12 protein-coding genes are annotated in these 14,831 nt (G+C 43.8%); 6 read left to right on the top strand and 6 right to left on the bottom strand.

Translation table 11 applies throughout. The features are described from left to right. Nucleotides 1-172: 172 nt before the first annotated feature. From NKI27_RS03020 to NKI27_RS03030, 3 genes are all read right to left on the bottom strand, one after another. On the bottom strand, nucleotides 173-1,945 hold the full coding sequence (locus tag NKI27_RS03020) for an acyl-CoA dehydrogenase (RefSeq protein ID WP_265048222.1): 1,773 nt from the start codon (nucleotides 1,943-1,945) through the stop codon (nucleotides 173-175). Nucleotides 1,946-2,121: 176 nt separating this feature from the next. Further along, a complete protein-coding gene (locus NKI27_RS03025) occupies nucleotides 2,122-2,805 on the bottom strand; it encodes a PspA/IM30 family protein (protein ID WP_265048223.1) in 684 nt (227 codons plus the stop codon). Between the two features lie 35 nt (nucleotides 2,806-2,840). Beyond that, nucleotides 2,841-3,116: a YiaA/YiaB family inner membrane protein gene (locus tag NKI27_RS03030; RefSeq protein ID WP_265048224.1), complete on the bottom strand. Its 276-nt coding sequence runs from the start codon at nucleotides 3,114-3,116 to the stop codon at nucleotides 2,841-2,843. A gap of 169 nt (nucleotides 3,117-3,285) precedes the next feature. Between NKI27_RS03030 and NKI27_RS03035 the strand changes: the two genes are divergently transcribed. After that, nucleotides 3,286-4,068 (top strand): helix-turn-helix domain-containing protein, encoded by a 783-nt coding sequence (locus NKI27_RS03035; protein ID WP_265048225.1) that lies wholly within the window; start codon nucleotides 3,286-3,288, stop codon nucleotides 4,066-4,068. Between the two features lie 31 nt (nucleotides 4,069-4,099). Continuing rightward, complete coding sequence (locus NKI27_RS03040) at nucleotides 4,100-4,486, top strand: DUF2237 family protein (RefSeq protein WP_265048226.1); 387 nt, start codon at nucleotides 4,100-4,102, stop codon at nucleotides 4,484-4,486. A 144-nt stretch (nucleotides 4,487-4,630) separates the two neighbouring features. On the opposite strand, the gene rpiA is transcribed toward NKI27_RS03040, so the two are convergent. Then, nucleotides 4,631-5,305 (bottom strand): ribose-5-phosphate isomerase RpiA, encoded by a 675-nt coding sequence (gene rpiA, locus NKI27_RS03045; RefSeq protein WP_265048227.1) that lies wholly within the window; start codon nucleotides 5,303-5,305, stop codon nucleotides 4,631-4,633. A 214-nt stretch (nucleotides 5,306-5,519) separates the two neighbouring features. On the opposite strand from rpiA, the gene NKI27_RS03050 reads away from it, so the two are divergent. The 3 genes from NKI27_RS03050 (at nucleotide 5,520) to NKI27_RS03060 (ending at nucleotide 11,086) form a co-directional block, all read left to right on the top strand. Further along, a complete protein-coding gene (locus NKI27_RS03050; RefSeq protein ID WP_265048228.1) occupies nucleotides 5,520-6,368 on the top strand; it encodes an adenosylcobinamide-GDP ribazoletransferase in 849 nt (282 codons plus the stop codon). A 27-nt stretch (nucleotides 6,369-6,395) separates the two neighbouring features. Continuing rightward, nucleotides 6,396-7,559, top strand: coding sequence for an MFS transporter (locus tag NKI27_RS03055; RefSeq protein ID WP_265048229.1), 1,164 nt, complete (start codon nucleotides 6,396-6,398; stop codon nucleotides 7,557-7,559). A gap of 203 nt (nucleotides 7,560-7,762) precedes the next feature. After that, nucleotides 7,763-11,086, top strand: a complete 3,324-nt coding sequence (locus NKI27_RS03060) for an EAL domain-containing protein (protein ID WP_265048230.1) — start codon at nucleotides 7,763-7,765, stop codon at nucleotides 11,084-11,086. An 86-nt stretch (nucleotides 11,087-11,172) separates the two neighbouring features. On the opposite strand, the gene NKI27_RS03065 is transcribed toward NKI27_RS03060, so the two are convergent. Further along, a complete protein-coding gene (locus NKI27_RS03065) occupies nucleotides 11,173-12,405 on the bottom strand; it encodes an NADH:flavin oxidoreductase/NADH oxidase family protein (protein ID WP_265048231.1) in 1,233 nt (410 codons plus the stop codon). 37 nt (nucleotides 12,406-12,442) lie between these two features. After that, entirely contained in the window at nucleotides 12,443-13,066 is a 624-nt protein-coding gene (locus NKI27_RS03070; RefSeq protein ID WP_265048232.1) for a TetR/AcrR family transcriptional regulator, read from the bottom strand. 197 nt (nucleotides 13,067-13,263) lie between these two features. On the opposite strand from NKI27_RS03070, the gene ilvA reads away from it, so the two are divergent. Next, the gene (gene ilvA / locus NKI27_RS03075) at nucleotides 13,264-14,787 is read left to right on the top strand and encodes a threonine ammonia-lyase, biosynthetic (RefSeq protein WP_265048233.1); all 1,524 of its coding nucleotides are present in this window, start codon (nucleotides 13,264-13,266) and stop codon (nucleotides 14,785-14,787) included. Nucleotides 14,788-14,831: the final 44 nt, after the last annotated feature.

The raw sequence follows: 14,831 nt of genomic DNA on the forward strand, positions 1-14,831 counted from the left end.
ATGATAAATGACGTTATAACGAATGAATGAGAGAGTCGAGCAGACTCGACTTAACGTCTGCTCGACGATAAATTAGCTAGCCTCTACCCTAAAACAAATGTCATTCTCGCATTAGCAAGGGTGACAGGAGGTACAGTTACGGTGTTTCAGTATGTTTACTAGCTAGGCTAATTTATGGGGTCATCTCGTACTGGTTTTTCATGTCATAGGCGTAATTTTCCCAGACGCGAATTTGGCGCGCGTCATCAACGTTTGGGCGTTTGATCATCTGGTTACAGAAGGTTTGCTGGACCAGCGTCGAGCACCCTTTTTGACTTAGCTGCAGTGCAAATTTTGAAAAATCACGAATGATAAAATCAAAGATCTGATCGACTAAGTCATCTTCAATGTCTTTAATTTTGGCGTTTTCTAAAATTAACTGGCCGTAGACAACTAAGGTGAACAGTTCGCCAAGAATCAACAAGAAATCGAAATCTTTGCTTTGCTCCTTGCTGGGCTTGCCTGCCACCAGTAGCATTTTAAGCAGGCGTATTTGTTTTTTGAATATGTTGACGTTAGGCAGGTCAACGCTGTCGTACACTTTACGATAATCATGGAATCGTGTCTTACCTAACCCTTTTGTTTCCCCCTGATTAAATAAGAAGTCATCATTAGTGGTTTCGTTCATTGTCGGAACGTCAGGAAACTTAGCGGGTTTGAAAAAGTAGTTGGCCATAAACTTCAAAATTAACGCCATATTGACATGTACCGTGCCTTCAAGCTTAGGTAGTGCGCGAATGTCTCTCACGGCCATTTCAAAGTACATATTTTTTTCAAACCCCTTCGCGGCGATGACGTCCCAAAGTTGGTTTATCACCTCTTCGCCTTGTGTCGTCACCTTCATTTTAACCATTGGAGTAAATAACAGATAGCGACGGTCTTCAGCACTGGCAAACCGCATGTAATCGGCACCTCTTAGCGCAAATAGTTTCATTGCTGTTAGGCGTGCGTAAGCTTCTGTAAAGAGCTGCTGAATATGGACGAAGTCCGTTACATAGTGATCAAATAGGCGGCGGCTAGAGGCATGATTAATCGCTTCATAATACGCATGAGAGCAGATACCAATGGACCCCCAACCTAAGTTAAACTTGCCCACGTTAACTGTGTTAAGCGCCATGTCCCAAGCATCGCGGCCTTTAGCTAAGATATCTTCTTCGCGAACGGGGTAGTTGTTAAGTGTGTATTCGGAGACATAGTTTTGCGAATTTACGACGTTTTGCACTAGCTCATAGTTATCGTGTTGTGAATCGACCACAAAGAAAACGTATTCATCGGTGTCGGTGAGTTTGCCAAACGTCGATACCAGCGCGGCTTTGTTCCCATTACCAATATAATACTTGCTACCATTAGCCACATAGGTGCCGTCTTCTTGGCGGGCTAAAAGCATATCGCTTGAGTAGATGTCTGCTCCATGTTCTTTTTCAGATAAGCCAAAAGCAAAGATACCACCTTCTTTTAATAGTTTGGCGGCACGTTTTTTAACGGCTTCGTTTTGACTGATCCAAATGGCGCCTAATCCGAGAATAGTCACCTGCCAGGTGTACCAATAGGCTAAGCCATAAAAGCCTAATACTTCGTTAAGTGCGCAGTTTCTGGCGGTATCCCATCGCTGGTCTTTAGTGCCATAGCCTTCGGGTGTTAAAAAAGTAGCAAAAAGCTTCTCTTTTTTTTGAAACGCTAAAAAGTCTGCATACCATGTGCGCTCATGATCATCTTCTTTAAGTGTCGCTTTCCCTCGCGCTTCAAAAAACGCGATAGTCTTTTTTATCAACGCCCTTGATGTCTTATCGAGGTGATCATAATTCTCGATTTTGGGGTTGAGTATTACTTTGTTTTTTTGGCTAGAAGGGGTTGCGGGCAATGTGTTGTTAAATAAAATGCTACCGGCTAGGTCTAAGAGTTTCATCTGGTGTATTCCCTGATGTATTTAGGATGGCGACTCTTAGGGTAGTTCTTAATGGTATTAGGTCAAGATATCGCGGCAAAGTGGCGCTTCTACAATGTTGGCGTCATCGTATATAAATAGATGATTTTCTCATTGTAGACGCTGCTCTCCGCCGCGATCCTGTTTTCAGTGTTGGTCTATACCTTCTTCACTCGGTCTAAAATTGATTGAATATCCGCTTTTCGAGTACCTAGCCCTGCCTCTTCAACTTTTTTATCTAGCGAGCCCTCACCAATTTCACTCTCAATGGTCGAGATGGCCTCAGATGTATCGTCAACTCGTTGCTGTTTTTGTTTGATACGCTGTAATGATGCATTCAGGTCGATGATATGGGTATCGACAGACTGAGAGTGTGAGCCTGCCAAATTTGATGCCTTTTGTGCGCAGGCGGTTGCTTTGGCGATGCTAAGCTCTCGGCGAAAGGTTTTTATTTGTTGTGCTGCTGCTTGAATTTTTCGGGTGAGATTCCTTTCTCGTGTGGTGAGGTTTTGTGCCGCCAATTGTTGTTCGTTTACGGTCTGCTCTTTATCAAAAATATCTTCAGCCAGCTCGGTTGCTAGTTGTTCATCATTTATGTTCCACGCTTTAGCCGCTTGTTGTTCACGATTGATTATTTGCTCTTTTAGGGCGGTATTAGCGCGCTCTAGTTGAACGCGTTCTGCCATTACATGAGCCAGCTGTTGCTTTGATCGTGCGATACCTTGTTCTGCATCGAGTATTTCCTGTTCAAATATACGAATTGCATTGGCATCAATAACTACTTCTGCGCTTTCTCTAACGGAACCACGAAGTGCGGTCGAAATTTTTCTCATGATGTTCATCTTAACTCTCCTAAAATTTGCTCATTATTAACGACTTAAGCATCTGAATATTCTTTAATAATTTGTTGTGTCTTCGCTTCAGATAGCTTGTTAATTAGTCGCTGGCTTTCGTGATTGTCTCGAAGCGTTTTAGACATCGTGATCGTTGAGCTCACGACAAATAGTGCGCATATTCCTAAATACCCTTTAACCATCATGTCGGCAGGAATCATGACAATACCGACAGCCATTGCGAGGAGTGAGATGGCAAAAGATGCTTTAACGAAAAACAACCAGCTTTGACTATTACTTTGCACTTCATCAATCATCATGTTGATTCTCCTGAATCGTGTTGTTTGTGTTAATCGACTGCTTATGTCGATAGGACTGTGTATGTGTGTTCAGTTGATGAGTGAAATTTAGAGATGAAGGCTTAAATAAACAACCTTTATGCTTGAAGTCTATGTTTACTGAACTATAAGTATCGTATAGTGATACTTTATGAGTTTGAATGTGCCGAAAGGAGAGAGCAGGTTGGCGGAAACGGGCAGCATAGTGAGTGCATTAAAGCGAGCGTTAAAATCTCATGGGTTAACCTACCGAGATGTTGGCGAAGCATTGGGTATTGCTGAGTCGAGCGTCAAGCGTTTGTTTGCAGATAAAGACTTTTCGTTAAAGCGGCTTGATCAAATATGTCAGCTAATGCATATGGAGATATCTGAGCTGTTACAAAAAATGGATCAGGAAAAGCGTTTGATTAGTCAGCTGACATTAGAGCAAGAAGCCTGGTTGGTGAGTGACCATAAAACATTGTTAGTGGCGATTTGTGTCGCCAATAGGTGGACGTTTGAAGATATTCTGAATGCCTATAAATTGACAGAGCATGAGCTTATTAAGATGCTCGCGGCGCTGGACAAATTAAAGCTAATTGAGTTACAACCTAATAATAGGGTCAAACTACTGATGTCGACCGATTTTAGTTGGATCCCAAACGGCCCAATTAGCCGGTTTTTTGATGAAGAGGTACAATCTAACTTCTTTAAGTCGCGCTTTAATGGGCCTGGTGAGGCCAGAATATTTGCGTCGGGCATGCTTTCGCGCGCCTCAAATGAGATATTGATTCGAAAAATGGAGCGACTGGCTCAGGAGTTTCGCCAGTTCAATGAAGAGGATCAAGAGTTACCGCTAACCGAGCGATTCGGTAGTAGTATCATGATTGCCATGAGACCATGGGAGTTAGCCGCGTTTGAGGCATTTAGAAAAGATGATAATAAGCGCTTCTAAATGACATAGTTGCGTAATCTAAGGAGGTATTATGAGTGAGCTTGAGATGGATGAGTCCGTTAATGTATTTGGGGAGCCATTGATTAGCTGTAGTGAAGACCCTGTAACCGGTTTTTTTAGAGATGGCTGCTGCAACACTAACGATCAGGACTTAGGCTCTCATACGGTATGTATCGAGACCTCTCAAACGTTTTTGGAATTTTCACGCTTTAAAGGCAATGATCTTTCGACCCCGATGCCAGATTATGGTTTCCCGGGTTTAAAAGCGGGTGATCGTTGGTGTTTATGTGCGGCTCGATGGTTAGAAGCGCACGAGCAGGGGATGGCGCCACGAGTTCATTTGTCTCGTACACATATAAAAGCACTTGAGATTATTCCGTTGGATGTTTTAAAAAGCTACGCGGCTGACTTAAATTAAACGACAGCCACGCTAGGTGTCGCCGTCTGACGAGTGTCCATCCAGAAACAACAGACATCCCCGCCTATGCGAGGATGACAACAAGGTACAATTACGGTGTTCGAGGGTAGGCACTCGCGAGTTTCTAAGTGCTAGTTTATAAGACTATTTAGCCTTGAGTGTTTTAACACCTTCTGCAGTCCCCATTAAGACAACATCTGCTGGGCGATAGGCAAAAAGGCCGTTCGTGACAACACCGGTAATTTGGTTGATGCGCTGCTCAACAGTAATGGGGGCCGAAAGGTCCATGTTGTGAACATCTAAAATAATATTGCCGTTATCGGTGACAAACCCTTCACGGTAGACCGGGTCTCCGCCGATTTTGACTATTTCTCTCGCAACAAAACTGCGGGCCATTGGCAGTACTTCAATTGGTAGCGGAAATTCACCCAAAATGTTCACCATTTTAGAATCGTCGATAATACAGACAAACTCGTTGGCAACCGCCGCTACAATTTTTTCTCGGGTGAGCGCACCGCCACCGCCCTTGATGAGCTCAAGTTGATCGTTGGTTTCATCTGCACCGTCTACATAAAACTCAAGATATGAAACCGAGTTAAGCTCATAGACGGGAATACCGTGTGCTTTTAGCCGCTCAGCCGTCGCTTCAGAGCTTGCGACAGCCCCGTCAAATGAGGTTTTAATGGTAGCAAGGGCATCAATAAAATAATTGGCGGTTGAACCTGTACCAACACCGATGACGCTGTCTTCTGATAGCTTAGGTTGAATATAATCTAGGGCTGCTTTTGCTACCGATTCTTTAAGCTGATCTTGGTTCATGATATCTCCATGATTGCTGGAACGTAAGTGCGTCTCAGGTGTAGTCAGTACGTTAATAATCTAGGGGTACAAATGATACAACCATTATAGCGCTGATTAGGTTTATACACTATCTTCTGTTGACGTTTAGGCAAGATTCGCAGACACTCCGTAGCGCTTTTTTCATTATCACGGGCCAACGTCCTGTTATCTACTTTCTGTAATTAAAATCCTTATGAAAAATATAAATTGGCGTGAAGAGTTAGACCTATTTTTTACTGCATTGATGTTTTTGACACGCATCCCGTCTCCTAAGTGGGTGAAGTTTGAAGAACGCTACCTCAATGAATCTGCTCGCTACTTTCCTTTAGTTGGGTTAGTGGTCGGCGTGATTGCTGCTGTAGCCTATGCACTTTTGTCTATACTGTTAGGCCCGCTGCTAGCCATAATATTGTCTATGGCTCTGACTATATGGGTGACCGGAGCATTTCATGAGGATGGTTTAGCCGATATGTGTGACGGGTTTGGGGGCGGCTGGAAAAAAGATCAGATTCTACACATCATGAAAGACTCCCGGCTAGGCACGTATGGTTCGGTGGGGTTATTTTTGGTTATAGCGATCAAATTTATGGCGTTACTTACGCTCGCGCTTATGTCGCCTGATGTGTCTGTATCAACTGCTGCGGGAGTACAAGCAAGCTTGCCGTTATTAAATGGCGACTATTCAAGTGCCGTTGTTGTTGCATTTTTGGTCGCACACCCCCTTAGCCGACTCTTCTCTATATCTTTTATTCATAGCTTGGAATATGTGCAGGATATCGATCAGAGCAAAGTGAGGCCGTTGGCTAGCCATTTATCGAACAATGGTGTGTTGTTTGCGGGTTTGAGTGTTGTTGCTGTACTGATGTTACTCAATCTAATCACAGTGATGAGTCTTTTATCGGTCTTATTTGTGATGCATATAATCTTGAGTCGTTATCTCGTTGGTAAAATTGGCGGTTATACCGGTGATTGCTTGGGGGCTGCACAGCAGCTGTCAGAGGTGATGGTCTATATTGTTTTGTGTGCCTTTATTTCTTATTAAAAGAATGGGGCTAATTGAGGGTGCTAGATGAAAACACTGCCATTTAACGTATGGTTATTGATGGTTGTCGGGTCAATAGCCATGACCGCTGCCCCAATGGTGGTTTTTACTGGTGGTTTTATTGGTGCAGCGTTAGCACCTAGTAGCTCATTAGCTACATTGCCTGTTGCGATATTGGTGGTGGGCACTGCTGTTGCGGTTATTCCTGTTGCTTTTCTTATGCAGCGCATAGGGCGAAAACGTGCGTTTTTATTAGGCAGTTTTATTAGCACCTGTGGGGCGCTTTTATCGGCGTTCTCTATTTCAACTCAGAGCTTTTGGGGCTTTTGTGGCGGCATCTTTTTTTTAGGTGCGGGTCTAGCTTTTGTTCAGCAATATCGTTTTGCAGCTATGGAAAGTGTTGAGCCGAATAAAATGGCGAGTGCGGCTGCCAGGGTGCTGCTGGGTGGGTTAATCGCCGCGTATGTTGGGCCTGAGATTTCGCTCGCGAGTAAAGATGTTCTCGCCACGCCTTATGCGGGCGGGTTTGTGATTTTGGCTGTCCTGTATTTAGGGGGCAGTGCTTTGATTCTATTGTATAAGCCTAATCCCATACCGGTGGCTGAACACAAAAACAAAGGACGCGGATTATCTGTTATTGCAGCGCAGCCGTTATTCTGGGCTGCCGTTCTATCTGCGGCGGTTGGGTATGCCGTTATGAGTTTTATTATGACGGCGACGCCGCTCAGTATGCACACTCAAATGGGGCATTCGCTAGAAGATACCAAGTGGGTTATTCAGAGTCATATTATGGCGATGTTTTTACCTTCTTTTTTTAGCGGTTGGCTGGTTGGAAGGTTTGGTAGTAGCAATATTATGTTGGCGGGCGTTTTTACCTTCGTGCTTTGCATTATTATTGGTTTTGTCGATCAATCGCTGATGAACTACTGGGCGTCACTCGTATTATTAGGGATAGGTTGGAATTTTTTGTTTGTCGGTGGCACGGCACTGTTGCCACAAAGTTATCGTGAAGGGGAGCAATTTAAAGCGCAGGGATTTAATGAGTTTTTTGTTTTTGGGCTTCAAGCTGTTGCTTCTTTGTCGTCTGGCTGGGTGCTATATACATTGGGTTGGCAGGCTTTGCTGGTTATTTGTGTGCCGTTGCTATTTGTTGTTGTTCTTGCGATATATTGTTGGAAGAGGACAGGCTAATAATGTGTTTTTTCTCGATTTTAATGTTGGTTTTCAGAATATCTTCTATTATTAAATATCAGTATGCATAAACCGCCGTGCATAGACTATAGCCAATAGGTTTTTGGCATCGACATTCAGTAAGTTTGCCGATACATCGTTAGAACGCGTTTGATAGAAAATATGTGTGAGGACTTATTAATACTCAGCTAAAGAATACAGGTATGGCAAAAACGTTAGAGTCCGTTGCCTCTAATTGGTGGGCGCCGGTCTTGTTTGTGGCCGGGTTGATTCCGGTGAATTTATTTAGCCCTTTACTTTTCCATACGCTGTCTGAGTTATTTGCCGTTACCATTGCAATGATAACATTCGTTGTTGCATGGAATACCTATGCACTCTCACGTAATAACTATTTGATGTTTTTGGGCGTAGGTTATTTTTGGGTCGGTACACTCGACCTTTTTCATATGCTTACGTTCTTGGGGTTACCTTTCTTTTCGATAGAAGATGCAAACCCGACATTACAAATATGGGTTATCTCGAGGTTTTTTGAGGCATTTGTTCTGCTCGCTGCGCCCATCTTTATTTACCGGACACTCAATCGATTTATGGCATTTTTTTACTGTGCCATGTTTGCGGTTTTAGGGCTTTGGGCGGTTATTAATCATTGGGTTCCCGTTATGTATCTTGCGGGTGACGGTCTGCAAGCGATAAAGGTCATAAGCGAATATATTATTATTGCTATGCTGGCGTTAGCATTCTTTGCGTTGTGGCGTGAGCGTAAGAGAATTGATACTTACGTATTACGTCTAATGTACACATCAATCATATTCACAATAGCGGCTGAGCTTTCTTTTACACTGTACAGTGATCTAGACGGCGTGATGTTGATGGTCGGACACCTACTCAAGCTAATTTCATTTTGGGCAATTTATGTCGCGTTAATCGAGTCTTCATTAAAGGAACCTTTTAGAAACCTTTCGCGTGAAGCGAACACTTACGATGCGATCCCTGATGAAACGGTTGTGATTGATGGTCGTGGTGTGGTTAGGCAAGTTAACGAGGCGGTCAGAGACGTTACTCAACTATCTTCTTCTGATCTTATAGGTATTCATTGCCATGAGATACTCCACCCGGCAAGTACGGATATGGCGGCGTGTGAGATATGTCAGGCAATTGTTAACCAAAAACAGTTGCGGTGTTTCGAGTTTTTTAATCCAGACGATGAGCAGTGGTTCGAAGTTTCATTATCAAACATACACTTTAGAAATAAGCTCGCAGGCATGGTGCATGTGCGGCGAAATATTACCCTACGCAAGCAAGCTGAAGAGAAGTTTACCCGCCTAAATCGGCTTTATACGGTACTGAGTCATACAAATAAGGCGATTTTGTTAGCGACTAATCGAGAGGATTTGTTTCAGCGTATTTGTGATATTACGATTCAGAAGGGCGGCTTTAAAATGGCATGGGTCGGCTTAATCGATGGTATCAATGTGGTGCCGAGCCAATTTGCGGGTGATGAAGGTGGTTATTTAAAAGGCCTGAAAATGAGAGCGGACCAGTCGGAATGGTCAAATGGGCCTGTAGGAAAAGCGGCAAAACTCGCAAAAGTGTATTGTGTGGATGACGTGACCATTGATCCAGATTTTGAGCTTTGGCGTGATGCCGCGGTATCAAGAGGGTTTCAGGCTATTGCAGCGGTGCCCCTTAAAGCTGAAGGCCAGGTGTTTGCTATATTTACAATTTACTCAGAGCTCCCTAATGTTTTTGGTCATGAGATGTTTAATTTGTTGACCACTCTGAGTGATGATCTTAGTGCCGCCATATTGCACCTTGATCATGAAGAGCAGAGAGTAATCGCCGAGGGTAAACTGAGACAGCTATCGCAGGCGGTAGAACAAAGCGCAAACGCGATCATTATTACCAATGCTGACGGCGATATTGAGTATGTAAATCGTTCATTTATTAAGCTAACTGGTTATACGTTAGCTGAAGTTGCCGGTAAAAAACCTAAGGTGTTTAAAAGCGAAAGCACCCCTCATGCGATTAGCCAAGAAATCTGGGAAACCTTATTGGCGGGCGAAGAGTGGAATGGTGAACTTCAAAACAAAAAGAAAGATGGAAGCCTTTATTGGTCGTTGCAGTCCATCTCGCCCATTAAAGATGAGCAGGGCAATGTTACTCATTATCTTTCAACTCAGGAAGATAACACTGAGCTACATGAGGCTCAGGAGACGATTAAAAAACTCGCTTTTTATGACCCCTTAACGAATCTTCCAAATCGAAGGCTATTAGCCGATCGGCTAGATCAAGCTATTGCCAGCGTTAAACGCTACCCCCATCAAATGGTGGCGGTGATGTTGTTTGATCTTGATAATTTTAAGCGGATCAATGACTCATTAGGGCATAAGTACGGCGATATGCTGTTACAACATGTGGCGAAGAGTTTTCTGGAGCTGGTTCGGGAAGAAGACACTGTCTCACGCTTAGGTGGAGATGAGTTCACTATTATTTTGAGGGGCATTCCTAGTGTTGAGAAAATTACGGATATTGCGTCGCAGTTTATTGAGACATTGGCTAAGCCTATTGAGCTAATGGGTAACCAGGTCATCATCAGTTCTAGTATCGGTATTTCAGTATACCCGCAAGATGCAAGTGACCGAGATACACTGATGCGTAATGCTGATATGGCTATGTATCATGCTAAAGCAGAAGGGAAGCATAACTTCCAATTCTACAAAGAAGAAATGAACACGAAGGCTCAAGAGCGGTTGCTACTTGAGAATAAGCTACGACACGCCGTTGAAAGTGGGCACTTTGTTTTACATTATCAGCCTCAAGTTGATTTAAGAACCGGGGAGTTGATTGGCTTAGAAGCGTTGATTCGTTGGATTGACCCCATTCAAGGGATGATATCGCCCCTTACGTTTATCCCTTTAGCAGAAGAAACGGGGATGATTGGTACGATCGGGGACTGGGTTATTCGTAAAGCTTGTGAAGAAAATAAACGACTACAACTGCAAGGGTTTCCTGAAGTTAAAGTGGCAGTGAATGTCTCGGCTTACCAGTTTAGGCATGGCGACCATCTTTGTGATGTGATTAAAAGCTCATTGGCTTCCACTGGGTTGCAGGCTAAGCATTTGTCGGTTGAATTGACTGAAAGTATTCTTATTGAGGATGTAGAAGACACGATCGCTCAGCTTCATAGTCTAAAGGGGTTAGGCATTACCTTAGCGGTTGATGACTTTGGTACAGGGTATTCATCGTTGAGCTATTTAAAACGCTTTCCCATTGATATATTGAAAATTGATCAGTCATTTATTCGAGATATTCTGGATGATGTCAATGATGAGGCTATTGTTAATGCGATTATTGGTATGGGGCGATCATTAGGCTTGACGGTCTTAGCTGAGGGGGTCGAGACAATAGCGCATAGAGATTATTTGCTTCATCAGAAGTGTAACTTCGCTCAAGGTTATCTGTATTGTAAACCTAAGCCAGCTGACGAGTTATTAGAGTGTTGGGAGGCGGGGAGTTTATTGCTTTAATAGTGTGGCTGAATTTAGAATGGGCGGACGACGCCCTCCCATTCTAATGGGTCAATTTGTGAAGATTAAAAATCGGCGGCTACAGATTAAGCGCGGCGTTTCTTAAATGCGTAGACCCCTGCACCGAGTAACGTTTTCAAGAATGTACCCCATTCACTCATATCAGGCTTTGGTGCTTTCTTCTTAGCCATTCTTTCAAGCTGAAACTCGTACCATGTGATATCAAGCATCGCCATCTTGTCAACCATTTTTACACCGGTGGTGAGAGGGCGGAGTTCAATGCTGTGAGACGCATTTGCCATGAGCTCGTTGGGTAAGTTTGGATATACCGCTAGTGGGCGAGCAAGACCAATAAAGTCTGTTGCGCCGCTTCTAAGGGCTGTCACCATGCCATCAGCAGACCGGAATCCACCTGTTACCACCAGAGGCGTATCAATTAGACTTCGCACTTTTTCTGCATATTCTAAAAAGTAGGCTTCGCGTTTTTGCGTGGTGGGTTTCATTTTATGACCGACCATTGACGGGCTTTCGTAGGTACCGCCTGAAATTTCAATAAGATCAATCCCCGCGTTTGCCAATGCTTTAACGACTTCCATCGAATCTTCTTCGGTGAAGCCGCCTCGCATAAAATCAGCAGAGTTGAGTTTTATACCAATCGGGAAATCGGCGCCTACTTTTTCACGTATTGCTTGATAGACCGACAATACAAAGCGCATTCTATTTTCAAGAGAGCCGCCCCACTGATCATCTCGCTGATTGTGACGAGGCGATAAAAACTGGCTGACAAGGTAGCCGTGTGCGCCGTGAATTTGTACGCCTGTGAAGCCTGCTTGCTTCGATAATTCTGCCGCTGTGGCGAACTTGTTGATGATCTCGAATATCTCGTCTTCTGTTAGCGCACGAGGCTGGTTAAACCCCTTTTCAAGCCCATTTTCAAGAGCGATTGCCGAAGGTGCAACGGGCTCTTTGGTAATGAAGTTGGGTATTTGTTTACCCGGGTGGTTAAGTTGAGTCCATATATGAGAACCGTTTACGCTACCTGCTTGAGCCCAGTTTTTGAATGGTTCTAAATCACTTTGAGTATCTAAAACTACATTTTTAGGTTCGCCCAGTGCGGTGCGATCTATCATAATATTGCCAGTAATAGACAGCCCTAGGCCTCCTTCGGCCCATGTTTTATAAAGTGTTGCTAGCCCTTTGGTTGGGTTGTGATCTTTAGTACCAAGCTGCTCGCTCATGGCCGACTTGAATAACCTATTTTTAATAACGGTGCCGTTTTTTAAGGTGAACGAGTCGCTCAGGTTAATATCTTTATTCACGAAATTGTCCTCTTTAATAGTGCGGTAGACGGATCGTCTATGTATTCTGGTTGATGGCTAGGGGTTTAAGTAGGTGATCCAACATGATGTAAAGTGTGTCTTTTGCAGAATCAATACTTCCTTCCATTTTCATTTTTAGCAGGCTGCCTTCCCACGTTGCCCAAAAAATATTTGTCACTTGGTCTGCGGTTAAATCATTGCGGATTTCGCGCCTGTCTTGTGCCTGCTGAATGAGGGTGGATACGCGTTCTTTAGATAGTGCCACTGACTCCAGCATAGCCGCTTGGCAGACTTCACTCTGGTTACCTATTTCGGCTGCAATGCTGCCCACTAAACAGCCTCGTTGGCAGTTTTCATTAGAGAATTTAGTCAGCATAAATTCATATATGGTTTTAATTTTATCGAGGGGGGACTCTTCAGAGTTAGCAACGTAGTCATCAAGTATCTTCAGATATTGATGGCTATACTCGCGCAAAATTTCAGCGACAAAGGCTTCTTTGCTAGCAAAATAATTATAAAACGACCCCTTGGGTACGTTTACCGCATCGAGTATTTGTTTGATTCCAGTACCGTGGTAGCCATTCAAAGATAGCTGTTCGATACCGTTTTCTATTAGCGCTTCGCGCGTCTGTTCACTTCGTCTAGGTCTTGGCATGATCATAATATATGACCGGTCGTCTTTTAATTCAAGGTTAATCGTGTTTTGTGGCGAAAAAAACAGTGTTAGGGTAGTAATCTCGAATCAATAAGATAATATTGTTATAGTAAAGATCCAGTACTGTAATTTCTTCAAGGCGTTGTACCGTTAACAAATCGTTAATGCTTCGTTCCACCCTCATACAGATAGAAAAATATCTCATGTCACAGCGATATATAAAAAAGATACTCGATGCGCGGGTTTATGACGTAGCTATCGAAACCCCCTTAACACACGCCAGACTTCTTTCTACCCGTTTTAAAAACCATATTGTGCTTAAGCGAGAAGACTTGCAGCCGGTTTTTTCATTCAAAATTCGGGGCGCATACAACAAGGTTTTTCAGCTGACAGAAGAAGAAAAAGCTAAAGGTGTTATCGCTGCGTCTGCCGGAAATCATGCACAAGGGTTAGCGTATTCTGCTCAAAAACTGGGCATAAAAGCGACTATTGTAATGCCGAGAACAACCCCTGAAATAAAAGTGAATTCGGTTAAGAGTCGAGGGGCAAAAGTGATTCTTATTGGTGATGCGTTTGATGAAGCGTCGGCTTATGCGCAAGACCTAGTCAAGAAAAAGGGTATGGTGTATATCCCTCCTTACGACGATGAAGAAGTGATTGCCGGGCAAGGAACGGTTGCAATGGAGTTGTTATGGCAGCACTCCGCACCGCTGCACGCAGTTTTTATACCTGTAGGCGGTGGCGGACTGATCGCCGGTATGGCAGCGTATATTAAGTACGTAAGACCAGACGTAAAGGTAATAGGTGTAGAGTCAGATGAGTCTGCATGTTTATATGAAGCACTTAAAGCCAATAAACGTGTGATCCTTGATGAGGTCGGTATTTTTGCCGACGGGGTTGCTGTTAAGCAGATTGGCAAGTTGCCATTTGAAGTGGCAAAAGACTGTGTTGATGAGGTCATTAAAGTGACGGCTGACGAAATTTGTGCAGCGATGAAAGATGTCTTTGATGATACTCGCTCTATTGCTGAGCCTGCGGGTGCTTTATCGATTGCAGGCTTAAAGAAATACGTCGATCGCGAAGGCATAGAAGGCCTCAATTTGGCTGCAATCGTGAGTGGTGCCAATGTGAACTTTGATCGCTTACGTTACATTTCTGAGCGAACTGAAATAGGTGAAAAGCGAGAAGCGATACTGGCGGTGACGTTGCCAGAACGGCCTGGAAGCTACAAGCAATTTGTACAAGCGTTGAGTAAGCGTAACATTACTGAGTTTAACTATCGCTATTCCGACTTGTCTGCTGCCCAAGTGTTTGTTGGGGTTCAAATCCAGCAGGGCGGTCAAGACCGCGAAGAACTGTTGGCGAGTCTAAAAGAAGACGGTTACCCAGTGCTTGATTTGACGGATAACGAAATGGCAAAGCTACATATTCGTTATATGGTCGGTGGTCACTCAGCGGCAACAGATAACGAAAAGGTGTTTCGGTTTGAGTTTCCAGAACGCCCAGGTTCGTTAATGAAATTCTTAATGTCGTTGGGTACGCGTTGGAATATATCGATGTTTCATTACCGTAACCATGGCTCAGCTTATAGTCGTGTACTGATGGGTGTTCAGGTTGATGATAGCGATCTACCCGAGCTCCATAAAATGCTAGACAAGGTGGGTTTTAGATACTGGGATGAAACGGATAACCCTGCTTATAAGCTATTTTTGGGGAGTTCAGCATAAATTCGCACCATAGTTGGGCGAAAATTACTCGAAAACTGGACAAA

Origin of the sequence: Alkalimarinus alittae, assembly GCF_026016465.1 — a bacterium.
GTDB classification, from domain to species: domain Bacteria; phylum Pseudomonadota; class Gammaproteobacteria; order Pseudomonadales; family Oleiphilaceae; genus Alkalimarinus; species Alkalimarinus alittae.

What these genes read in the sequence shown, in the direction of transcription:
- NKI27_RS03020 (WP_265048222.1), bottom strand. Translation starts at nt 1,945, where the DNA reads ATGAAACTCTTAGACCTAGCCGGTAGCATTTTATTTAACAACACATTG.
- NKI27_RS03025 (WP_265048223.1), bottom strand. Translation starts at nt 2,805, where the DNA reads ATGAACATCATGAGAAAAATTTCGACCGCACTTCGTGGTTCCGTTAGA.
- NKI27_RS03030 (WP_265048224.1), bottom strand. Translation starts at nt 3,116, where the DNA reads ATGATGATTGATGAAGTGCAAAGTAATAGTCAAAGCTGGTTGTTTTTC.
- NKI27_RS03035 (WP_265048225.1), top strand. Translation starts at nt 3,286, where the DNA reads ATGAGTTTGAATGTGCCGAAAGGAGAGAGCAGGTTGGCGGAAACGGGC.
- NKI27_RS03040 (WP_265048226.1), top strand. Translation starts at nt 4,100, where the DNA reads ATGAGTGAGCTTGAGATGGATGAGTCCGTTAATGTATTTGGGGAGCCA.
- rpiA (WP_265048227.1), bottom strand. Translation starts at nt 5,305, where the DNA reads ATGAACCAAGATCAGCTTAAAGAATCGGTAGCAAAAGCAGCCCTAGAT.
- NKI27_RS03050 (WP_265048228.1), top strand. Translation starts at nt 5,520, where the DNA reads ATGAAAAATATAAATTGGCGTGAAGAGTTAGACCTATTTTTTACTGCA.
- NKI27_RS03055 (WP_265048229.1), top strand. Translation starts at nt 6,396, where the DNA reads ATGAAAACACTGCCATTTAACGTATGGTTATTGATGGTTGTCGGGTCA.
- NKI27_RS03060 (WP_265048230.1), top strand. Translation starts at nt 7,763, where the DNA reads ATGGCAAAAACGTTAGAGTCCGTTGCCTCTAATTGGTGGGCGCCGGTC.
- NKI27_RS03070 (WP_265048232.1), bottom strand. Translation starts at nt 13,066, where the DNA reads ATGATCATGCCAAGACCTAGACGAAGTGAACAGACGCGCGAAGCGCTA.
- ilvA (WP_265048233.1), top strand. Translation starts at nt 13,264, where the DNA reads ATGTCACAGCGATATATAAAAAAGATACTCGATGCGCGGGTTTATGAC.